Origin of the sequence: Streptomyces sp. NPDC099050 (assembly GCF_044759865.1) — a bacterium.
In the GTDB taxonomy this organism is placed as follows: Bacteria; Actinomycetota; Actinomycetes; order Streptomycetales; family Streptomycetaceae; genus Streptomyces.
The window spans coordinates 512,643-533,228 of record NZ_JBIWAE010000001.1 but is presented as its reverse complement, the minus strand read 5'-3'; the positions used below and the strand labels follow the sequence as shown (position 1 = coordinate 533,228).

General features: G+C 72.0%; 18 protein-coding genes and 1 pseudogene. 14 read left to right on the top strand and 5 right to left on the bottom strand.

Annotated features, from left to right (window positions below):
- Positions 1-99: 99 nt before the first annotated feature.
- Complete coding sequence (locus ACIQV3_RS02315; RefSeq protein WP_403708866.1) at positions 100-1,107, top strand: LacI family DNA-binding transcriptional regulator; 1,008 nt, start codon at positions 100-102, stop codon at positions 1,105-1,107.
- A 99-nt stretch (positions 1,108-1,206) separates the two neighbouring features.
- On the opposite strand, the gene ACIQV3_RS02310 is transcribed toward ACIQV3_RS02315, so the two are convergent.
- From ACIQV3_RS02310 to ACIQV3_RS02300, 3 genes are all read right to left on the bottom strand, one after another.
- Entirely contained in the window at positions 1,207-1,875 is a 669-nt protein-coding gene (locus ACIQV3_RS02310) for a hypothetical protein (RefSeq protein ID WP_403708864.1), read from the bottom strand.
- Between the two features lie 576 nt (positions 1,876-2,451).
- A complete protein-coding gene (locus tag ACIQV3_RS02305) occupies positions 2,452-2,619 on the bottom strand; it encodes a hypothetical protein (RefSeq protein ID WP_403708862.1) in 168 nt (55 codons plus the stop codon).
- A 60-nt stretch (positions 2,620-2,679) separates the two neighbouring features.
- Positions 2,680-3,462 carry a hypothetical protein gene (locus ACIQV3_RS02300; RefSeq protein WP_403708860.1) on the bottom strand — a complete coding sequence of 261 codons (783 nt, stop codon included), beginning with the start codon at positions 3,460-3,462 and terminating at the stop codon, positions 2,680-2,682.
- A 918-nt stretch (positions 3,463-4,380) separates the two neighbouring features.
- Between ACIQV3_RS02300 and ACIQV3_RS02295 the strand changes: the two genes are divergently transcribed.
- Positions 4,381-4,914 carry a hypothetical protein gene (locus ACIQV3_RS02295; RefSeq protein ID WP_403708858.1) on the top strand — a complete coding sequence of 178 codons (534 nt, stop codon included), beginning with the start codon at positions 4,381-4,383 and terminating at the stop codon, positions 4,912-4,914.
- 77 nt (positions 4,915-4,991) lie between these two features.
- Here the strand turns inward: ACIQV3_RS02295 and ACIQV3_RS02290 are convergent, their stop codons facing one another.
- Positions 4,992-5,951, bottom strand: coding sequence for an alpha/beta hydrolase fold domain-containing protein (locus ACIQV3_RS02290; RefSeq protein WP_403708856.1), 960 nt, complete (start codon positions 5,949-5,951; stop codon positions 4,992-4,994).
- 275 nt (positions 5,952-6,226) lie between these two features.
- On the opposite strand from ACIQV3_RS02290, the gene ACIQV3_RS02285 reads away from it, so the two are divergent.
- From ACIQV3_RS02285 to ACIQV3_RS02245, 9 genes and pseudogenes are all read left to right on the top strand, one after another.
- Entirely contained in the window at positions 6,227-6,739 is a 513-nt protein-coding gene (locus ACIQV3_RS02285; protein ID WP_403708855.1) for an ATP-binding protein, read from the top strand.
- Between the two features lie 169 nt (positions 6,740-6,908).
- A pseudogene (locus ACIQV3_RS02280) lies at positions 6,909-8,576 on the top strand (AMP-binding protein); the annotation flags it as partial.
- Between the two features lie 60 nt (positions 8,577-8,636).
- Positions 8,637-9,086: an acyl-CoA thioesterase gene (locus ACIQV3_RS02275; RefSeq protein ID WP_403709156.1), complete on the top strand. Its 450-nt coding sequence runs from the start codon at positions 8,637-8,639 to the stop codon at positions 9,084-9,086.
- A gap of 159 nt (positions 9,087-9,245) precedes the next feature.
- Positions 9,246-10,322, top strand: coding sequence for a hypothetical protein (locus ACIQV3_RS02270; RefSeq protein ID WP_403708854.1), 1,077 nt, complete (start codon positions 9,246-9,248; stop codon positions 10,320-10,322).
- Between the two features lie 18 nt (positions 10,323-10,340).
- Positions 10,341-11,456, top strand: coding sequence for a carbon-nitrogen hydrolase family protein (locus ACIQV3_RS02265; RefSeq protein ID WP_403708852.1), 1,116 nt, complete (start codon positions 10,341-10,343; stop codon positions 11,454-11,456).
- The gene (locus tag ACIQV3_RS02260; protein WP_403708850.1) at positions 11,453-12,565 is read left to right on the top strand and encodes a cupin domain-containing protein; all 1,113 of its coding nucleotides are present in this window, start codon (positions 11,453-11,455) and stop codon (positions 12,563-12,565) included. The genes ACIQV3_RS02265 and ACIQV3_RS02260 overlap by 4 nt, the downstream gene beginning before the upstream one ends.
- A gap of 98 nt (positions 12,566-12,663) precedes the next feature.
- The gene (locus tag ACIQV3_RS02255; RefSeq protein ID WP_403708848.1) at positions 12,664-13,578 is read left to right on the top strand and encodes a fumarylacetoacetate hydrolase family protein; all 915 of its coding nucleotides are present in this window, start codon (positions 12,664-12,666) and stop codon (positions 13,576-13,578) included.
- A gap of 162 nt (positions 13,579-13,740) precedes the next feature.
- Positions 13,741-14,484, top strand: a complete 744-nt coding sequence (locus tag ACIQV3_RS02250) for an Asp/Glu racemase (protein WP_403709154.1) — start codon at positions 13,741-13,743, stop codon at positions 14,482-14,484.
- A gap of 62 nt (positions 14,485-14,546) precedes the next feature.
- Positions 14,547-15,386 carry a PaaX family transcriptional regulator C-terminal domain-containing protein gene (locus tag ACIQV3_RS02245; RefSeq protein ID WP_403708846.1) on the top strand — a complete coding sequence of 280 codons (840 nt, stop codon included), beginning with the start codon at positions 14,547-14,549 and terminating at the stop codon, positions 15,384-15,386.
- Between the two features lie 35 nt (positions 15,387-15,421).
- On the opposite strand, the gene ACIQV3_RS02240 is transcribed toward ACIQV3_RS02245, so the two are convergent.
- Positions 15,422-16,414: a LacI family DNA-binding transcriptional regulator gene (locus ACIQV3_RS02240; protein WP_403708844.1), complete on the bottom strand. Its 993-nt coding sequence runs from the start codon at positions 16,412-16,414 to the stop codon at positions 15,422-15,424.
- 408 nt (positions 16,415-16,822) lie between these two features.
- On the opposite strand from ACIQV3_RS02240, the gene ACIQV3_RS02235 reads away from it, so the two are divergent.
- From ACIQV3_RS02235 to ACIQV3_RS02225, 3 genes are all read left to right on the top strand, one after another.
- Complete coding sequence (locus ACIQV3_RS02235) at positions 16,823-18,541, top strand: discoidin domain-containing protein (RefSeq protein ID WP_403708843.1); 1,719 nt, start codon at positions 16,823-16,825, stop codon at positions 18,539-18,541.
- Positions 18,542-18,635: 94 nt separating this feature from the next.
- Complete coding sequence (locus ACIQV3_RS02230) at positions 18,636-20,003, top strand: DUF1996 domain-containing protein (RefSeq protein ID WP_403708841.1); 1,368 nt, start codon at positions 18,636-18,638, stop codon at positions 20,001-20,003.
- Positions 19,979-20,545: a DUF305 domain-containing protein gene (locus tag ACIQV3_RS02225; protein WP_403708839.1), complete on the top strand. Its 567-nt coding sequence runs from the start codon at positions 19,979-19,981 to the stop codon at positions 20,543-20,545. Before ACIQV3_RS02230 ends, ACIQV3_RS02225 begins: the two co-directional genes overlap by 25 nt.
- Positions 20,546-20,586 lie beyond the last annotated feature (41 nt).

The following is a 20,586-nucleotide window of genomic DNA, read 5'->3' as shown; positions in this document are numbered from 1 at the left end:
CGCCCGCCCATCCGGGCGGGCCTCCGCTCCCTTGATCTAACTCGTGTAACCTTCGAAGGGAAGGCATCGAGCCGATCAAAAGGAGCGTCGATCGACGTCATGGCCAAAGACACTCCTGTTCCGGCGTCCCCGACCAGCGCCGACGTGGCCCGCCTCGCCGGGGTGTCCCGCGCCACGGTCTCCTTCGTCCTCAACGACACCCAGGGCCACCGCGTCGGCGAAGCCGCCCGCGCCCGCGTGCTCGACGCCGCCCGGCAGCTGGGCTACGTACCGCACGCCGCGGCCCGGTCCCTGCGGGCCGGCCGCAGCAATCTCGTCCTGATGCCCTCGTCGATCTCCGCGGTCGGCCGCCTCGTCAGCGACTGGGTCGATGACCTGCACAGCGAGCTGGACCGGCACGGCTACACCGCGGTCCTGCACGCCGGACGCTTCAACGATTCCCTCGACGCCGCCCGCGCCTGGGCCGAACTGCGTCCGGCGGCCGTCATCGCCCTCGACGGCGACCGCCTCACCGCGCAGGCCGCCGATCTGCTCCGGCGCGCCGGGGTACGGGGGCTGATCGCCTTCGCCGCCCGCCCCGTGCCGGGCGTGCACACCATCGGCTTCGACCACGCCCTCATCGGCAGCACCGCCGCCGAGCACCTGATCGCCCGCGGCCGGACCCGTATCGGCGTGGTCATGCCCCAGGAACGCGGCCTCGGCCTGTTCGCCGAGCCGAGGCTCACCGGCGCCGAATCGGTCGCCGCCCGCCACATGGCCACGGTCACCCCGCTGGAACTCTCCTACACCCGGGAGTCCGCGACCGCGCTGGCCCGGCGCTGGCGGAGCCTCGGGCTGGACTCCGTGTTCGCGTACAACGACGAGTACGCGGCCCTGCTCCTCCACGCCCTACGGGCCGAGGGGATCTCCGTACCTCAGGACGTGGCGGTCATGGGCTCCGACGACCTGCTCGTCTCCGCGCTCCAGGACCCCCCGCTGACCTCGATCCGCCTCCAACTGGCCTCCCCGGCCATGGTCGCCGACGCCGTGCACGACCTGATCGAAACGGGCACCACGGCGCCCGTACCGGACATAGAGGCGATCCTGATCCAACGCGAAACCACCTGAGACCCCCCGGACGCCCCGGGACCAACCGGAAGTACCGCGTCCCGGCCGGTCAGTCCCGTCACATCCCCCACATGTGAAGGCGGGTCACCGCCGGTGTAGTCAGGCGCGAATGATCTTGGGGAAGGCCTTGGTGGTGTCGACGTAGTACTTGCGGGCCAGCGGGCCCAAGCCGCCCTCCGCGCTGCCGAGCATCATCGACTTGATGACCTCCAGGCTCTTCGCGGCAGTGAAGTCCTGCGGCTTCGTCTCGGTGACGCCGGCGACCAACGCCTTCCACGCCTCCCGAGACCCGGTCGTGGCACTGACGTCCGGGTCGAAGCCCAGGTAATAGCCTCGCCCGTCGGCCTCCTGCCCGACGGCCAGGAAGACGATCACGTGGAATCCGGTGTTGCCCTTGTTGTTGAACTTGCTCTGGGCCCCGCCCACATGTCCGGTCGAACCGTTGACGTACACGGCACGCTCGGCCTTCAAGGCCGTGTCGATGGCGGTCCACTTGGCCGGGACGCCGAGCGCCACCGAGAGGTCGCTGGGCTCGCTCAGCCCGCCTTTCCCAGGGCTCAGCAGGCCGCCGACCCTCTTGGCGCGCACCTGACAGTCGCTGTCCAGCATCTTCGGGAACGTGGAATCGGCCGGCATCTGCAACCAGCACTGGAGGCGTTCGAGGCCGGTGCCCGTCGTCGCGTCCACCGCCGTCGAGATCCGCGCCCTGATGTCCTTGACCGCCGGTGTGGTCTTGTCGTCGGCTTGGGCATACGCCTGCTCGATCACGAAACATCCCCCGCGTTCGGCTCCCCTTGGCTCCACTATGGCGCACGGAGCGTGCCCACGATAGAGCGGAGAGTGAAGCCCGGAGGTCGGATCCCCTTCAGGCCGAGACGTCTGGGCTGCCGTGGCTGCGGGCTGTCACGGATCTGGAGCCGCCGTCTCGTCGCGCTCTCCCGCGGCACGGCTCAACCAGCGACGGATCCGTACGCCGGCATGCCGTGGTGGTTCCAGGTGGAGACCCGGCACGGGTGGTTGTGGGTGTACAACCTGGACCATCTCGACCTGATCCGCCGTTTCGTGGAACCACCGCTGCGAGAACGAGCGCCCTGGTGCGACACCGGGCGAAAGATGACCTTGGTGGCCCGCCTTCCGGCATGGATCAAGCGAGCGCAGAACCGAGACGAGATCCTGCGCGCCGTCGCCCGGATCCACGCCTCACCCGGCCGGCGCCCCACCGGCCGGCCTCTGACCGGCTTGGCGGCGCCCGAACGTGCTGGAGGCGCTGCCCCGGTGGAGGCCCTCGGGCGGATCCTCACGGACCGCAGCCCCCGGGCTGTAACCGCCCGAAGCTTCGCACCCTCACGCGTCGGGGTTCTTCCCGCCCCTCACCGTGTCTATGCGGTCGAGCTGCATGTCCACCACCTTCTGCACTTTGGCGGGGTCTTGGGTTCCTCCCATAGCAAACTCGACGAACACCGCCCCGGTTCGAACGAAGAACCGGTAGCTGTAGTCCTCCCTGAAAACCATCGACTGATCGGAGGCATTTTTTGTTTTTAGGGGCATAAATTCCTCCTGCCCTTTCTCTTCTTATTTCAAGACTGCCGAATCCATGACCGCTTTCGCACTGTCCGGATTGACGAAAGAGTAGACATGTATGATTCCGATGGCAACCATAGACATTCCGCTGGAAGCGTCGAATTCGGGTGCGCTCTCCATGGATATCCGGCCGAGCGCCGCCAGATCGGCGCAGTTGGAGCCCGTATTGCTCGCGCAGTACTGCCTGGAACTTTCCCCCTCCAGCAAACGAGGGTTTTCGATGGACCAGCCCTCCGCGGCCGATTTTTGACTGATTAGCGCTTTGACGACCATGGCATCATCGAGGACGACTCCGTCCGATTTCGCCTCCTCGAAACCGAGGAGGTTCGAGGCTCCATAGATACCGAGCGCAACCAGTACCAGGATCAGTGCCATCAACACGCCGATGACGACTCGCCCACTTGTCGTCGATTTATTTATGGTCAGCGGGCCCATCGAAATCTGACTGCCGGACAATTTACCGCCCGAGATGGTGATATTGCCGCTCCCGTGCATCGAACTCTGCAGCAGGTGCACCGAAAGCTGCCGCTTCAGTTCCGGGTCTCTGTGGATCTCTCCCGACAGCACGTCCTGCGTTTCCTCCTGTACCGCCACCGCGCCTGGAGCGGCGTCGAGCCGCTCCAAGGCCACTCGCCCCCTCTCGGAGGTTTGCAGCCGGCCGCGGACCATCTCGGCCACGGCAGCGCCGACCCCCTCGCCGACACCCGTCGCCGCCCCCGTGACCGTAGCGACGACCACAGCAACAGCCGCTACAGCAAGCTCAGTTGAGTCCACTTATCCCCCGGTTCCCCTCAATGACTGCCGACCAGTCTGCCGCCAGAACCACGGCAAGGGAGCCCCTGAGACGCGCCATCCTTGATCGGGCACGATGATCCGAGAAACACCCAGGAGGCGAGGTCTCCGGCCGGCCCCTCCGAGGGAGAATCCGCGCGCGCCGCCGCGGTGCGAAGCGCGGCGAGGGATCGGGGCGTCATCTCATCGTTCGTACGTTCTCCTGCTCCGTCCGGGGTGTCCGCCCGCCTGTATGGATCAAGCCGGGCAGCCGGCCACGGTCACGCGTGGGTCGGCTGGGCTCGGTCGGCCGCGGTGCCCTGACGGCCGGTCCCACAACGCAGAAGGAGGGTCCCCCGATCTCTCGTCGGCAAGTCCCGGCCGTCCTCGGCCTCGTGGCGGGCGCGTTGGCGGCGGCCCCCGCCTCGGCCGCCCACGCCGCCACGGTGGAGGTTCCCTTCTCGGTTCCCGGTCTGGCCGCCGCGATCAACACCGCGAAAGCCTCGCCCGGACCGGACACCCTCCAGCTGGCGCACACGTGCACGTACAGGCTGACGGCTCCGGACCCGGTGAATCCCGGCAACCGGCTGCCGGCGATCACCAGTGAGATCACCATCGACGGGCGCGGGCCCACGATCAAGCGGGACGAGCGAGGGCACAAGGTGCCGAGTTTCCGGATCCTGCTCATCGGCCCGGCGGGGAACCTCACGCTCGACCGCACGACGCTCAGCGGCGGCTTCGCCACGGACCGCCCCGGTTTCCCCGACCCGCCGGGCCTGGCCTGCGGCGGCGGCATTTCCAACACCGGAAGGATGAGCGTGATCCGCAGCAAGATCACCGGGAACACCTCCCGCTCCGACGCGTTCGCCCGGGGCGGGTTCACGCGCCGCCGTATCCGACGGCCTCCCGGAGCCGGGCAGGATGACCATCACCGGCGGCGGCATCACGGACAACACCTCGGACAGCCCGCACGGCGTCGCCCAGGGCGGCGGCATCACCAACAACGCCCTGATGACCGTGAGCGGCGTGAAGATCAGCGGCAACCGGGCCGTCCCGGAGAACGGGACCGCGCGCGGCGGCGGGGTCCGCGTGGGGCCCTTCGGGACACTCGACCTGACCGACAGCCAGATCACCGGCAACACCGCCGACGCACCGGGTGGCACGGCTCAGGGCGGCGGCCTCGACAACCCCGACGACGGCAGCCTGACGGCCAAGCGCAACAAGGCCATCGCGAAGGGCGGCACCGCGCAGGGCGGCGGCCTCTACCCCACCGGAGGGCCCGAGGGCCTGGGCAGCACGACGCTGGAGGAGAACACCCTCGCGCGCAACCGGGCGGGTGAGGGCGGCGGCGCCTTCAAGGCGTCCGGCGTCCTCGCGCTGAACGGTGACGAGGTCCGCACCGATCGGCCGAAGAACTGCGGTCCGGCCGGGGACGGCCCCGGCTGCACCGACTGACGGCGCCTCCCGCAGCAGGGCTGCGGGAGGCGCCGCGATGCCCGCCGCCGGGGCCGTCCCCTCTCCTGCTACGAGCTTCAGGCGCCCAGGTGGCGGGCAAGGAAGGCCACGCTGTCGGCGACGATGCGGCCGATGTCGGGCGAGCCGAGGAAGATGTGGTCCGCGCCTTCCACCGGGGTCAGGAGCACCTCGCCCCCGGCCTTCGCGAGGGCCGCGGCGAGTTCCTCGCTCTGGCTGTACGGGACCAGGCCGTCGAGGGTTCCGTGGACCAGGAGGAACGGCGGCGGGTCTGAGCCCTCGACGGCATACGTGACCGGGCTCGCGGCCCGCGCCAGGTCAGGGCTCTCGGCGACGGACGCGCCGAGCAGGGCTTCGTACGGGTCGGGGAACTCGGCTCCGCCGGGCAGCGGCGGGAACGCCGGCATGGGGTGCTCGGAGAGGGTGACCAGGTCGGAGACCCCGTACCAGTCGACGACGGCCCGGACGGCCGTGTCGCCGGCGCCCACTCCGTGGGCGCCCTCCAGCGCCGCGGCGTCCGGGGTGTCCGCGCCGACGACCCCGGCGAGGGCAGCCAGGTGGCCACCGGCGGACTCGCCCCAGACACCGATCCGGTCCGGGTCGAGGCCCAGGGTGGTGGCGAACTTCCGGACGTAGCGGATCGCGGCCTTCACGTCGTGCAGCTGGGCCGGGAAGGGGGCCTCCAGGCTGTGCCGGTAGTCGATCGAGACGAGGGCCAGCCCCGCCCCCAGCACCGACCCGTGCAGCAGCTCGACGGGCACGGTCGGCGGCGGGTAGCGCCGGTCGCCGTCCAGCCAGCCGCCGCCGTGGATCCACACCACCACCGGGAAGGGGCCCTCGCCGGCGGGTACGTGGACGTCGAGCAGCCGGGGACGGTAGCCGGGCGAGGTCGCGTAGGTGATCCCGTCGAAGCGGCGGACCCCGTCCGCGTCCACGACGGGGGACACGGGGGTGCGGAACGGCGGCGGAGGCCAGGTCATGTCCGCCGCATCGATCACGGCGGGGGGCGATTGCGTCATTGCGGCCCTTCCAATCTGCTCGGCCCGGGGGGCCGATGGGTCCAGGTGCGGGTCGGCGGATCCGGCCCCGGCCTCGCGAACGGTACGGACAAGGCTTCGTAACGTATGTCCGAAATGCTTGCGCGCGCCGGGGAGGAGGCTTAGCGTGTTACACGTGTAATCACGACTCTAGCGACGCGTTTCCGCAGACCACAAGAGCACGGGCAGTCTCAGTTCCCCGGCAGTTACACGAGCCACCGCGCGAATGTCGTCGCCTTCCCCTCCGGGAGCACGCCATGCTCACCTCCACACCCCCCGCCACCCGGCCCACCACCCGGCCCACGACCCGGCCCTCCACCGGCCCGGACGCCCCCGCCCCCACCCCCGCCCCCGCCTCCCGGGCCCGCGGCTTCGGCCGCTGGGCCGCCGAGCCCACCGCGGCGACCGTCCCCCTGATCCGCTCCCGCGTCCGGTCGGTGCTCGACGGCTGGGAGGTCTCCGCCGAGATCGCGGACGTCCTGCTGCTGGCCGCGAGCGAGCTGGTCGGGAACGTCGTCCTGCACGCCGGCGGCGCGGGCCGCCTGCGCGTCGAGGTCTCCCTGCGAGGGGGCTGGCTCCAGCTGGAGGTCGCCGACGGCTCCCCCTCGCCGCCCCGGCTGCCGCACTCGCGGAGCGAGGTGGACCAGGACTCCGAGGGCGGACGCGGCCTGCTGATCGTGTACCTGATGACCACCGAGGCCGGGGGCCGACTCAGCTTCCAGGCAGACGAGTTCGGCAAGTCCGTACGCGTGCGCGTGCCGGCCGCCTGAGGCTCGCGGCCGCCCGGCGCACCCACCGGGGAGGCCCGGGAGGCGAGCCGGGGAGACCGGCCGAGGGGGACGATTGACCCACATGGATATGGCGGGGAATTGACGGTCGCCAATTTATCGAGATACTTGCCCCATCTCCCCCGCTGCTCCCTGAATGAGGTGCCGCCCCATGGAGCTCTCCCCTTCGGCGCACGCCGATACCTTCTGCCGCGACCGGCTCCCGCCGTTCGACCTCTGGCCCGAACTCCACTTCGATCTACCGGAGTTGGACTACCCGGACCGGCTCAATTGCGCCCGCAGCCTCCTCGACGACGCCGTCGAGCGCTGGGGCCCCGACCGCCCCTGTCTGCTGACCGCCCAGGAGCGCTGGACCTACGGCGAACTGCGGCAGCGCGCCGACCAGGTCGCCCAGGTGCTCACCGAGGACCTGGGCATCGTCTCCGGCAACCGCGTACTGCTGCGCGGCCCGAACACCCCCTGGCTCGTCGCCGCCTGGTTCGGCGTGCTCAAGGCCGGCGGCGTGGCCGTCACCACGGTGCCGCTGCTCCGCGCCACCGAGCTCGCCGCGCTGTGCGGGATCAGCCGCCCCGCCGTCGCCCTGTGCGACCACCGCTACCTCGAGGAAATCGAGGCGGCGGTCGGCTTGACCCCCGATGCCGCAGCGGGCGCCGCCGAGTACACCGCCCCGCGGGTGCTCGCGTACGGCGGCTCCGGCGAGGACGACCTCACCGTCCGCTGCTCGTCCAAGGCCGGTGTCTTCACCACCGTGGACACCGCCGCGGACGACGTGGCCCTGATCGCCTTCACCTCCGGCACCACCGGGCGCCCCAAGGCGACCCTGCACTTCCACCGGGACGTGCTCGCCAACGCCGACACCTTCTCCCGGCACGTCCTGCGCCCGCGGCCCGACGACGTGTTCACCGGCACCCCGCCGCTCGCGTTCACCTTCGGGCTCGGTGGGCTGGTGGTCTTCCCGCTGCGCGTCGGGGCCGCCACCCTGCTCGTGGAGTCGGCGACGCCGGGGCAGTTGGCCGACCTCGTGGCCGCGCACGGGGTGACCGTCCTGTTCACGGCGCCCACCGCCTACCGCGCGATCCTGGCCGCGGGTGCGGCGGGCCGGCTCGCCGGGCTGCGCCGCTGCGTCTCGGCGGGCGAACCCCTGCCCGCCGCCGTGTGGGAGGAGTTCCGCGCCGCCACCGGGCTGCGCATCATCGACGGCATCGGCGCCACCGAGATGCTCCACGTGTTCATCTCCGCGGCCGACGAGGACATCCGGCCCGGCTCCACGGGCCGGCCCGTCCCGGGCTACCGGGCCGCCGTGGTGGACGCGGACGGGGTACCCGTTCCCGACGGGCAGCCCGGTCTGCTGGCCGTCACCGGACCCACCGGCTGCCGCTACCTGGACGACCCGCGCCAGTCCTCGTACGTCCGGGGCGGCTGGAACATCACGGGCGACACCTACGTCCGCGACGCCGAGGGCTACTTCTGGTACGTGGCCCGCAGCGACGACATGATCGTCTCCTCGGGCTACAACATCGCCGGTCCCGAGGTCGAGAAGGCGCTCGCCGACCACCCGTACGTGGCGGACTGCGGTGTGGTCGGGGTCCCCGACGAGCGGCGCGGCATGCTCGTCAAGGCGTACGTGGTGCTGAGCGCGGGCGTACCGGCCGTCCCGGAGACGGTCCGCGAGCTCCAGGAGCACGTCAAGGCGGCCATCGCCCCGTTCAAGTACCCGCGTGCGGTGGAGTTCGTCACCGAGCTCCCCCGGACGGAGACCGGCAAGCTCCGGCGCGGCGAGCTCCGTGCCCGGGGAGAGGAACCGGCCGAAGCCGCTCCCGCCCCAGCCGCCGCGGCCCCCGACGACGGCGGGTGCGCGGCCGGGTGTCCCGAAGCGCGGGTGCCGGACCTGCCCAGCGTCGTCGTCGAGCGCCGGGTCGAGTGGACCGACACCGACGCCGCGGGCCACTACCACCACTCCACCGTGATCCGCTGGGTCGAGGCGGCCGAGGCCGTGCTGCTGCGCCGCCTGGGCCTGTCGCACCTCTTCGGCAGCACGCCCCGCGTCCACTTCGAGGCCGACTACCGGGCCCGGCTCTGGTTCGGCGAGGCCGTACGGACCGAGCTGCGGGTCACCAAGGTCGGCGCGAGCTCCCTCCACTACGCCTTCGCCGTCCACGGGGAGCAAGGCGCGCGGGCCGCCACCGGCCGCATGGTCATCGCCCACTCCGCCGCCCGCGCGACCGGGACCACCCCCTGGCCCGCCGAGGTCCGCGACGTGCTCACGAAGGCGGGCCGGCAGGCCCCCGAACTGATCGAGAACCACCGAGGAGGCGCCCCGTGCGCATAGCAGTCATCGGAGGCGGGCCGGGCGGCCTGTACTTCGCCGCGCTGGCCAAGCAGATCTCCCCGCACTGGGAGGTGACCGTGTGGGAGCGCAACGCTCCCGACGACACCTTCGGCTTCGGGGTGGTCTTCTCGCCTGCGCAACCGGATCGTCGTACCTCCCATGGCCCTGTCCGCGGCCGTCGACGGAGTTCCGGGCGACTTCGACGTCGTCCACCTGGGCACCCAGTCCCTCGGTGGCGCGGCCCTGGTCCTCGCCGGCATGACGGCGGTCAGCGCCGACGCCCGCACCGACGCGGGCTGCCCCGGCCTGTGGACCGACGAGCAGGAGGCCGCCTGGCGGCGGATCACCGCCTTCGCGCACGGCCAGTCCGACACCTGCCTCGGCATCCAGCTCACCCACGCCGGCCGCCGGGCCGGCGGCGGAGCGCCGCTCGCCGCCTCCCCGCTGCCCTGGGCCGAGGGCGGCCGGGTGCCGGTGCCCCGAGAGGCGAACCGCGCCGATATGGACCTGGTCGTACGGGACTTCGTGCGCGCGGCCGAGCGCGCCGACCGGGCCGGCTTCGACGTCCTGGAACTCCAGTACGGGCACGGCCATTTGATGTCCGGGTTCCTCTCCCCGCTGACCAACCGGCGCACCGACGAGTACGGCGGACCGGTCGCGAACCGGCTGCGCTTCCCGCTCGAAGTGCTGCTGGCCGTACGGGCGGTGTGGCCGACCGGGAAGGCCCTCCTGGTCCGGGTCTCGGCCGCCGACTGGGCCGAGGGCGGCCTCGACGAGGCGGACGCCGTGCACATCGCGCGCGCCCTGGCCGCGGCGGGCGCCGACGCCATCGACGTCTCGACCGGCGAGGTCGTCCCCCACGAGCGGCCGCCCTTCGGCCGCAGTTACCAGACCCCGTACGCGGACCTGATCCGCAACACCACCGGGGTGGCGACCATCGCCGTCGGTGCGATCTCCACCTACGACGACGTCAACTCGGTGATCCTGGCGGGCCGCGCCGACCTGTGTGCGGTGGGCCGTGCCCAGCTCCACGACCCCCTGTGGACCCTGCACGCGGCCGCGGCCCAGGGGTACCGCGGCCCGGCCGCGCCGTGGGCCCGGTCCTGGCGGGCCGGCAGCGCCCGGCCGCCTGCGGCGCGCACCGACCGGGTGCCGCCCCGCCTCGAACTGCTGCGGCGGCCCGCCGCACCGGTGCACCAGCGATGGCTGCCGCGCGTCGCCGCGCCGGCCCTCTGAACGGAACGGCCGAAGCCCATGGACATCCGCGATACCCGCGAGACCCGTCACACCCGTCAGACCCGTCACACCCGTCAGACCCGTCAGACCCGTCTTCCGAACGGCCTGCCCCGCTTCACCGCGGCCGCCGTTCAGGCCGCTCCCGTCTACCTCGATCCCGCCGCCACCGTCGACAAGGCCGTCGCCCTGATCGCGGAGGCCGCCGGCAAGGGCGCCGAACTCGTCGTCTTCCCCGAGGCGTTCGTCCCCGGATACCCGTACTGGAACTGGACGATGAACCCGGTCCAGGGCTCGCCCTGGTTCGAGCGCCTGCAGCGCGCCTCCGTCGACGTCCCCGGCCCGCACGTCGACACCCTGCGCGCGGCGGCCCGCCAGTACGGAGTCGTCCTGGTCATCGGCGTCAACGAACGCGCCCCGCACAGCCTGGGCGTGCTCTACAACACGCTGCTGACCATCGGCCCCGACGGCGAACTGCTCGGCGTGCACCGCAAACTGGTGCCCACCTGGGCGGAGAAGCTCACCTGGACCGGCGGCGACGGCAGTTCCCTGCGCGTCCACCAGACGCCCGTCGGCCCGGTCGGCGCCCTCGCGTGCGGGGAGAACACCAACACCCTGGCCCGTTTCACGCTCCTGGCCCAGGGCGAGCTGGTGCACGCGGCCTGTTACATCGCCCTCCCCGTGGCCCCCACCGACTACGACATGGCCGAGGCCATCGCGGTCCGCACCGCGGCCCACAGCTTCGAGGGCAAGGTCTTCTCCGTCGTCGCCTGCTCGACCGTCTCCCCCGAGATCGTCGACGCGGTCGCCGGCGAGGACGAGGCGGTCCGGGCCCTGTTCGCCCGGCCGCGCAGCGCCCTGTCGGGCGTCTTCGGCCCCGACGGCCGCCCGGTCACGGAGCCGCTCGTCGACGTCGAGGGCATCGTCTACGCCGAGATCGACCTGAACCGGTGCATCCAGCCCAAGCAGATGCACGACATCACCGGGCACTACAACCGCTTCGACGTCTTCCGCCTCGAAGTGGACAACCGGCCCCGGCAGCCGGTCACTTTCACGGTCCCGCACACCGCGCCGCCACCCGCCGTGCTGCCGCCCACCGCCCTGCCGCACACCGCCACCCCCGAGGAGGACGCATGACCACCGACCAGGACGACACCGCGCTCGGCCGCGCCAGGGTCGCCGACACCCCCGAACTCACCGCCTACTACGGCGAGCTCGAAGCCCTGGAGGCGGGTGCGCTGTGGACGGTGGCCAACGACATCGAGCCCTGGTACCCGCAGCCCAAGTCCGTTCCCGTGCTGTGGCGTTACGAGGAGCTGCGGCCGCTGGTCCACAAGGCTCTCGGCCTGGTCCGGGCCGACGACGCGGGCCGCCGCGTCGTGATGCTGGTCAACCCCGGCCGCCGGGACGTCAGCGCCGCCGCCGGACTGCTCTACACCGGGCTGCAGATCATGGGTCCCGGCGAGGCCATGACCGCCCACCGCCACCAGGCGGCGGCGCTGCGCTTCGTGCACGAGGGCACCGGGGCATGGACGATCGTGGACGGCCAGAGGCTGAAGGTCGGCCCCCGCGACTTCGCGATCACCCCGAACGGCACCTGGCACGAGCACGGCAACGACGCCGCCGACGCCCCGGTGATCTGGCAGGACGGTCTCGACATCCCGCTGGTCAACGCCTTGGACGCCGGGTTCTACGAGGTCCACCCCGAGCTGTACCAGCGGCCGGGGAAGGTGGTGAACTCCTCGGTCCTGACCTACGCCGCGAACCTGCTCCCGTACGGCTCGCAGAAGTGGACCCGCCCCTACTCCCCGCTGCTGGCCTACCCCTGGGAGCAGACCTACGAGGCCCTGCGCGGCCTGGCCTCGGCCACCGGCGGCTCCCCGTACGACGGTGTCATCGCGGAGTACACCAACCCGGTGACCGGCGGCTCGGTGATGCCCACCATGAGCGCCCACATGCAGCTGCTGCGCCCGGACGAGGCCACCAAGGCCCACCGCCACACCGGGTCGGTGATCTATACGGCGGCCAAGGGCCACGGGGTGTCGGTGATCGCCGGGCAGCGCTTCGAGTGGAGGCAGGGCGACGTGTTCTGCGTGCCGTCCTGGGCCTGGCACGAGCACCGCAACCTCGATCCGTCCGAGGACGCCTGCCTGTTCTCCTTCAACGATTTCCCCGTGATGCGCTCCCTCGGCTTCCACCGCGAAGAGGCGTACCCGGACAACGGCGGGCACCAGCCCGCCTCCTGAGCCGCGTCGCCGCACCGGACGGCCGGCCCTGACACCGGTCCCGGTGCGGCGGCGCACCCCGCCGTACCCCGCAACCCCTTCTCTTCTAGGAGCCACCGATGCGACTGGTGACCTACACGACCGCGCCGATGACCGGCACCGCCGACCGCCTGGGCGCCCAGGCCGACGGCCTGGTGTACGACCTCGTGGCGCTCGCCCTGCACGCGGGCGTCGAACTGCCCGGCGACCTGCTCTCCTTCGTCCGGGCCGGCGCCCCCGCCCGCGAGACGGCCGCCCGCCTGCTGGCCGGCGACCCCTCGGACCGGCCCGCCGGGGCCGTCCACCGGCTGGAGGACGTCACCCTGCGCGCCCCGCTGCGCCCCGGCAAGATCATCGGTGTCGGGCTGAACTACGTGGAGCACGTGGAGGAGTCCAGCCGGAGCCTGGACACCGACAAGGACCTGCCGCCGCGTCCGGTGCTGTTCAGCAAGCCCGCCACCGCCGTCACCGGCCCGGGGGCGCCGATCCTGCACAACGCCGACCTCACGACGCAGCTCGACTGGGAGTGCGAGCTCGCGGTGGTCATCGGTACGACCGCCTTCCGGGTCACCGAGGAGGAGGCGTACGGCCACGTCTTCGGCTACAGCGTCGTCAACGACATCAGCGCCCGCGACCAGCGGCGCTCGGGGCAGTGGTTCTTCTCCAAGGGCCAGGACTCCTACGCCCCCTTCGGCCCGGCCGTGGTCACCGCCGACGAGGTGCCGGACCCGATGGACCTCGACCTCGAACTGCGGGTCAACGGGGTCACCAAGCAGAAGTCCAACACCCGGCACATGCTGTTCCCCATCGCGCGGCTCATCGCCGACATCAGCTCGGGCGTGACCCTGGAACCCGGTGACGTCATCGCGACCGGCTCCCCCTCCGGTGTCGGGGCCGGCATGGTCCCGCCCGAGTTCCTCGTGCCGGGCGACACCGTCGAGGCCACCGTCGAGATCATCGGAACGCTCGCCAACCCCGTCGTCGACGCCCGCTGATCCGGCCCCACCACGGCCCGCCACCCACGGCCCTCGCCGCGGCCCACCAACGGCCCCAGCCCACCCCCGGACACGCCCGACACCCCGCCACAGCACCGAGGAGCACCCGTGCCGCCCCGTACCTACCGCATCGGCCAGATCGTCCCGAGTTCCAACGTCACCATGGAAACCGAGGTGCCCGCGATCCTGCGGGCCCGCAGGGAGATCGCGCCCGACGAACGCTTCACCTTCCACTCCAGCCGCATGCGCATGACGCACGTGACGCCGGAGCAGCTCAAGGCCATGGACGCCGATTCCGACCGCTGCGCCGTCGAACTCTCCGACGCGCGGGTCGACGTACTCGGATACGCCTGTCTGGTCGCCATCATGAGCATGGGGCTCGGCTACCACCGCGCCTCCGAGGAACGCCTGCACACGCGCACCGTGGAGAACGGGGCCCCCGCCCCCGTGGTCACCAGCGCCGGCGCCCTGGTCCACGGGCTGCACACGATGGGCGCCAGGAAGGTGGCCCTGCTGGCGCCGTACATGCGCCCGCTCACGCAGACCGTCGTCGACTACCTCACCCACGAGGGCATCGAGGTCATCGACCACCAGGCCCTGGAGATCCCGAACAACCTGGACGTCGCCGCCCACGACCCGGCCAGGCTCCCCGGCCTGGCCCGCGCCCTGGACTACGCCGACGCGGACGCGGTCGTCCTGTCGGCCTGCGTGCAGATGCCCTCGCTGGGCGCCATCGAGGAGGCCGAGCAACTGCTGGGCAAGCCGGTGGTCTCCGCGGCCGTGTGCACCGCTCACCAGATGCTGCGCTCCCTCGGCCTGCCGGCCGTGTCCCCCGGCGCCGGCCACCTCCTGTCCGGCGCGTACGCGCAGGCTCCCCTGCACCCGGGGGCGGGGGCCGAGGGGTGACCGGAGGCGTCCCGGCCGCCGCCCCTCGATAGGATCACCACCCACCCCACGGGAAGGTGATCATGCCGGACAGCCCCCTCAGGCCCAGCTCGTTGATCAGTACGGTCTACGGGGCCTTCGTGCGCGGGAGCGGCGGCTGGATCTCCGTCGCCGACCTGATCACGCTCATGTCGGAGCTCGGCGTGGAAAGCCAGGCCGTGCGCTCGGCCATCTCCCGTCTCAAGAAGAAGGGCGTGCTCGAACCGGAGCGCCGCGGCGCCACCGGGTACCGGCTCAGCCCGGCCGTCCACCCCGTCTTCGACGCCGGTGACCGGCGCATCTTCGCCAGCCTCGAACCGGCGGACCTGGCGGACGGCTGGGCCATGGCGGTCTTCTCCGTTCCGGAGTCGGAGCGTTCCCACCGCTACCAGCTGCGCACCCGGCTGACCTGGCTCGGCTTCGGCAACATCGCCCCCGGCGTGTGGCTGGCGCCGGGCCGGCTCCTGGAGGACGCGCGCGACATGCTCGTGCGGCTCGGGCTCAGCGAGTACGTCCACCTGTTCGCCGCCGCCGACTACGCCGCGTTCAGCGACCTGCCGGAGGCGGTGAGCTCCTGGTGGGACTTCCCCGCGATCCAGGCCCAGTACGCCACCTTCACCGGGTCGTACGCGCCGGTCGCGGCCAGGCTCGCCCGGCAGGACGGCATCGACGCCGCCGAGGCCTTCCGCCACTACGTGCCGATGCTCACCGAGTGGCGCCGGCTGCCCTATCTCGATCCGGGGCTGCCCGCCGAGCTGCTCCCCGCGGACTGGAACGCCGTGGGCGCCCGGCAGGTCTTCCAGCAGCTCCACGAGGTCCTGGCGGGGCCGGGCCTGCGCCATGTCCAGGACGTGACGGGTCCCGCGGCCGGCGGGGAGTCCTAGCCTCCCCGCCGGACGGGACATCCGGGAGCGCTCCCTCAGGACGATTCGCGGATCACGAGGTCGTTCGGCATGACCACCCGCTCCCGTGAGCCGCCCTCGATCAGGCCCAAGAGCAGCCGCACGGTGGCCCTGGCCTGGTCGGCCATGGGGCTGCGCACGGAGGTGAGGGCGGGGACGGTGTAGGAGGCGGCCTCTATGTCGTCGAAGCCGACGACGGCCACGTCCTCGGGAACCCGCAGGCCCACCTGCCGCAGGGTGCGCAGGGCGCCGATGGCCATCAGGTCGTTGGCCGCGAACACCGCGTCCAGCTCCGGGTCGTCCTCCAGCAGCTGCCGCATCGCCTCCGCTCCGGAGGCCCGGGTGAAATCGCCCAGGGCCACGATGGACCGGCGTCCGGTGTCGCGCAGGGCGGCGCGGTAGCCGTCGAGGCGCTCGCGGGCCTCGAAGAGGTCCAGCGGTCCGGTGATGGTGGCGATCCGACGCCGGCCCCGTTCCAGAAGGTGGCGTACGGCGAGCGCGGCGCCGGCGGCGTTGTCCAGTTCCACGTACGGCACGTCCGCGGCGCAGGTGCGGTTGAACGAGGCGACCGGCAGGCCCGTCCTGGCCAGGGCGGCGGGCAGGGGGTCCGTACCGTGCAGGGCGACGAGCATGACGCCGTCCACGTGTCCTCCGGCCACGTACTCCTCGACGCGGGCCCGGCTCCGGTCGGATTCGGCGAGCATGAGCACCACCTGCTTTCCGGCGGCCTCCAGTTCCCGGCTGACGGCGCGGACCACGGTGGAGAAGAGGGGGTCGTCGGAGACGACGCCCTGGGGCGGATCGGAGACGACCACGGCGACCGCGTCGGTCCGGCGGGTGACCAGGTTGCGGGCGGCGGCGTTGGGCACGTAGCCCAGTTCGCGCACGGCCCGCATGACGACCTCGCGGATCTCGGGCGCGACCGTGGCCTCCCCGTTGACGACACGGGAGACGCTCGACCGGGACACGCCCGCCCGGGCGGCGACCACTTCCAGCGTGGGTCTTCTCATTGCGGCCCGTTCCGTTCGGCGAGCGCGCCGCCGGGTCGGACGGACGGTCCGCGGGGAGCGTTCTCCGGCGATGGTGGACCGGAGCCTGATCGACTGTCAACAGTCCCTCTTTCCCTGTGGGTTACCCGCGGCGGAAGGCAGGTGGCCGCTCCGTCGGGATCCTCCCTGGTCAGCACGGATCACCTCGGGGTGCGCGGGTCCTGAGAGAGCGCTCCATCAGCGGACGAACCGAAGTCGTCCGTGTGTCCGGCTCATGACGGGACACCTTGACAGTCCTGAGGGGCCGCCCCATCCTCACCCCTCAGGGAGCGCTCCCCCGCTCCTCTTCGCCGCCCCCCCCTCCCCCTGCCTCCCCCCTCCCCCCTCCCCCCTCCCCCCCTCGTTGGCCTCTCGTTTCCAGGAGCCGCCGTGCCTCCGTCGCTGCGCCGCCTCGGCTTACTCTTCGCCGTCGCGTTCACCCTGCTCACCTTCAGCACCCTCCCCGCCTCCCCCGCCCGAGCCGCCGAATCCCTGCTGTCGCAGGGCCGGTCCGTCACCGTCTCCGGCAGCGAGCCCGGCTACAGCCCCGCGAGCGCCGTCGACGGGAACGGCGGCACCCGCTGGTCCAGCGCCTTCGCGGACCCGCAGTGGATCCAGGTGGACCTGGGGTCCGCGGCCACGATCAGCCGGGTCTCCCTCGTCTGGGAGGCCGCGTACGCCAAGGCCTTCCAGATCCAGGTCTCGGACGACGCCGCGAACTGGACCACGCTCTACGGCACGACCACCGGCCCCGGCGGCACCCAGAACCTGACCGTCTCCGGAACCGGCCGCTACGTCCGGATGTACGGGACCCAGCGCGCCACCGGATACGGCTACTCCCTCTGGGAGTTCCAGGTCTACGGCACCCCCGGCACCGGTGGCGGCGGCGGTGACGCGCTCCTCTCGTACGGCAGGACGGGCGCGGCCTCCTCCTCGCAGGCCGACGGGAACTGCTGGGAGTGCGTCCCGGCCAGGGCCTTCGACCGCGACCCCGCCTCCCGCTGGGCGACCAGCCCCACCACCGGCTGGACCGATCCCGGCTGGATATCCGTGGACCTCGGCGCACCCGCGCAGATCAGCAAGGTGGTCCTCCAGTGGGACCCGGCCTACGCGAAGTCCTTCCAGATCCAGGTCTCGCCGGACGGAAACATCTGGACCCCGGTCTACTCCACGACGGCGGGCACGGGCTTCAAGCAGACCCTGACCGTCTCGGGCTCCGGGCGGTACGTGCGGATGTACGGCACCGAGCGAGCGACCCCGTACGGATACTCCCTGTGGGAGTTCCAGGTGTACGGCACCGGCGGCGCACCGGTGACTCCCCCGCCGCTCCCACCGGACCCCGCGAACCCGCCGAGGCTGGTGTGGAGCGACGAGTTCGACGGTCCGGCGGCCGGCAAGCCCGACCCGGCCAAGTGGCGGGCGGATCCGGGCACCGGGCAGAACGGCGAGCTGCAGTACTACACCGACCACCGGAACGCCGCGACGGACGGTGCGGGCCACCTCGTCATGGAGGCCCGCAAGGAGGCCACCCCCGGCACGGGCTGCCCGCCCGACCCGCTGACCGGCAGCACCACCTGCCAGTACACCTCGGCGCGGATGAACACCGGGGCCACGTTCCAGTTCACGTACGGGCGCGTCGAGGCGCGGATCAAGGTGCCCAAGGGCAACGGGCTGTGGCCGGCGTTCTGGATGATGGGCGGCGACTTCCTGACCGGGCGGCCGTGGCCGTACAACGGCGAGATCGACATCATGGAGGTCCTCGGCAAGGACGTGAAGACCTCGTACTCCACCGTCCACGCCCCCGCCTACAACGGCGGCGGCGGTATCGGCGGCCCGTACAAGCTGCCCGGTGACGCCGACTTCTCCGACGACTACCACGTCTGGGCCGCCGACTGGAACAGCAAGGGCATCGTCTACAGCCTGGACGGGCGGACCGTCTTCACCCTCGACAAGGAGCAGGTGGAGCGCACCCGCGGGCCGTGGGTCTTCGACCACCCCTCGTACATGATCCTCAACCTCGCGGTGGGCGGTGACTGGCCCGGTCCGACGGACGGCGGCACGCCGTTCCCGGCCCGGATGCTCGTCGACTACGTGCGCGTCTACCAGTGACCGGCAGGGGGCTGCCCGGCCCTCCGCCGGGCAGCCCCCTTCCCCTCCCTCCGTTCCTCCCTTCCCCCACCCCATCGGCAGGCAAGGAATCGTCATGCGAAAACCCCGGTTCACGCTCCACGCCCTCCTCGCGGGCGCCCTGGCCACCGTCCTGGCCGCGAGCCTCGGCGCCACGGTGACCAGCGCGCCGGCCCGGGCCGCGGACACCGTGCTCCTCCAGGCCGAGTCGTACGCGGCCCAGTCCGGCGTTCAGCTCGAAACGACCGGCGACACCGGCGGCGGCCAGAACGCCGCGTACCTGGCCAACGGCGACTGGATGCGCTTCGACAACGTCGACCTGGGCGCCTCCGGTCCGCTGAGCGTCTCCGCCCGGGTGGCCTCGGCGGTCGGCGGACCCGGCGCCGTCGAGCTGCGCACCGGGTCCGTGACGGGCCCGCTGCTCGCTCAGTTCGAGATCACCGCCACCGGTGGCTGGCAGAGCTGGTCGACCCGCACGGCCGACGTGGCCGCCCATCCGGCGGGCCCGCAAACGGTCTTCGCGGTCCTGCGCGGCGGGGCCGGGGACTTCGTCAACATCAACTGGTTCTCGTTCGCGGCCGGTTCCTCGCCGGGGTGGGTGAAGGTCGACCAGGCGAAGTGGGACGCCCAACTGGCCGGGTTCCGCGCGATGACCCCGGCTCCGGTGCCCGCGAGCACCGTCCGGGTGCCGGAGTTCAACGCCACCTGCGTCTACAGCCATTCGAAGCCCGACGACCCGATCGTGGCTCCGGGCCTGCCGGGGGCGTCCCACATGCACAGTTTCTTCGGCAACCGCAGCACGGACGCCTTCAGCACGGCGGAGTCCCTGGCTGCGCACACCGCGACGAGCTGCTCCCCCGCCAAGGACCTGTCCAGCTACTGGATTCCGACCCTCTACGACCACGGCCGGGCCGTGGAGCCCGAGGGCATGATCGTCTACTACGGTTCCCGGCTGCCCGACCCCTCCGCGACGGTGCCGTTCCCGCAGGGGTTCCGGATGATCGCGGGCAACGCCAAGTCCCAGGTACCCACTCCGGCCGGCTCCGTGAACCAGTTCTGGTGCGCGGGCGAGGGCGGCGAGACCGGCCGCAGCGCCGACGGCAACTGGCCGGTCTGCGCACCGACGGCGAAGCTCGTGTACCAGCTCGTCTTCCCGGACTGCTGGGACGGCAAGCACCTCGACAGCCCCGACCACAAGTCGCACGTCTCCTTCACCACCGTCGGCGGCAAGTGCTCCGGCGCCTACCCCGTGGCCATCTCCTCGGTCTCCTTCGTGATCGGCTATCCGACCAGCGGGAGCCCGGACGGACTCTCGCTGTCCTCGGGCATGGCCTCCTCCATCCACGGCGACTTCTTCAACGCCTGGGAGGACGCGGCCCTGGGGCAGCGCGTGAAGGACTGCGTCGTACAGAGCGCCAAGTGCAACTCCGCCGGTACGTTCTGACCCGGCGGCCCGCGTGGGCCCTGCTCGTGGTGCTCCTGGTCACCGGCTGCACCGCGCAGCCGGTGACCGGGGCGCCGCGGGCGGCGGCCTTCAACCCCACCGACATCGCCTGGATCCAGCTCATGATCCCCATGGACGAGCGGGCCCGCCTGCTCACGGACCTGGCGCCGGGACGGGCCGGGGATCCGGCGCTGGCCCGGTTCGCGCGGCGGGCGGCGGACCGGCAGCGGGACGAACTGACGCGGCTGCGCGAGCTCCTGGCCCGGTCCGGGGCGCCCGACACCCGTCCGCACGAGGGGCACGACATGCCGGGCATGGTGTCCGCCGACACCCTGCGCAGGGCGGGAGCGCTCTCGGGGGAGGAGTTCGACCGGGTCTTCGCCGCCGCCCTGCGCGCCCACCTCGCCCAGTCCCTGGTGCTCTGCGGGGGTGAGCGCGCCTCGGGCGGAGCAGTGGAGGCGCGGGAGCTCGCCGGGGAGCTGGAGAAGGACGGCTCACAGGAGCTGGCCCGGCTCGACGCGGCACGCTCCGGCAAAAGTTGAGAATTGTTCACTTTCCATTGACAGGGCGGGTCCGGGGACCC

Excerpts from the sequence above, each read along its gene's own strand:
- ACIQV3_RS02295 (WP_403708858.1), top strand. The coding sequence starts at position 4,381 with ATGACCATCACCGGCGGCGGCATCACGGACAACACCTCGGACAGCCCG.
- ACIQV3_RS02285 (WP_403708855.1), top strand. The coding sequence starts at position 6,227 with ATGCTCACCTCCACACCCCCCGCCACCCGGCCCACCACCCGGCCCACG.
- ACIQV3_RS02290 (WP_403708856.1), bottom strand. The coding sequence starts at position 5,951 with ATGACGCAATCGCCCCCCGCCGTGATCGATGCGGCGGACATGACCTGG.
- ACIQV3_RS02270 (WP_403708854.1), top strand. The coding sequence starts at position 9,246 with ATGGCCCTGTCCGCGGCCGTCGACGGAGTTCCGGGCGACTTCGACGTC.
- ACIQV3_RS02315 (WP_403708866.1), top strand. The coding sequence starts at position 100 with ATGGCCAAAGACACTCCTGTTCCGGCGTCCCCGACCAGCGCCGACGTG.
- ACIQV3_RS02255 (WP_403708848.1), top strand. The coding sequence starts at position 12,664 with ATGCGACTGGTGACCTACACGACCGCGCCGATGACCGGCACCGCCGAC.
- ACIQV3_RS02240 (WP_403708844.1), bottom strand. The coding sequence starts at position 16,414 with ATGAGAAGACCCACGCTGGAAGTGGTCGCCGCCCGGGCGGGCGTGTCC.
- ACIQV3_RS02230 (WP_403708841.1), top strand. The coding sequence starts at position 18,636 with ATGCGAAAACCCCGGTTCACGCTCCACGCCCTCCTCGCGGGCGCCCTG.
- ACIQV3_RS02260 (WP_403708850.1), top strand. The coding sequence starts at position 11,453 with ATGACCACCGACCAGGACGACACCGCGCTCGGCCGCGCCAGGGTCGCC.
- ACIQV3_RS02265 (WP_403708852.1), top strand. The coding sequence starts at position 10,341 with ATGGACATCCGCGATACCCGCGAGACCCGTCACACCCGTCAGACCCGT.
- ACIQV3_RS02250 (WP_403709154.1), top strand. The coding sequence starts at position 13,741 with ATGGAAACCGAGGTGCCCGCGATCCTGCGGGCCCGCAGGGAGATCGCG.
- ACIQV3_RS02245 (WP_403708846.1), top strand. The coding sequence starts at position 14,547 with ATGCCGGACAGCCCCCTCAGGCCCAGCTCGTTGATCAGTACGGTCTAC.
- ACIQV3_RS02305 (WP_403708862.1), bottom strand. The coding sequence starts at position 2,619 with ATGGTTTTCAGGGAGGACTACAGCTACCGGTTCTTCGTTCGAACCGGG.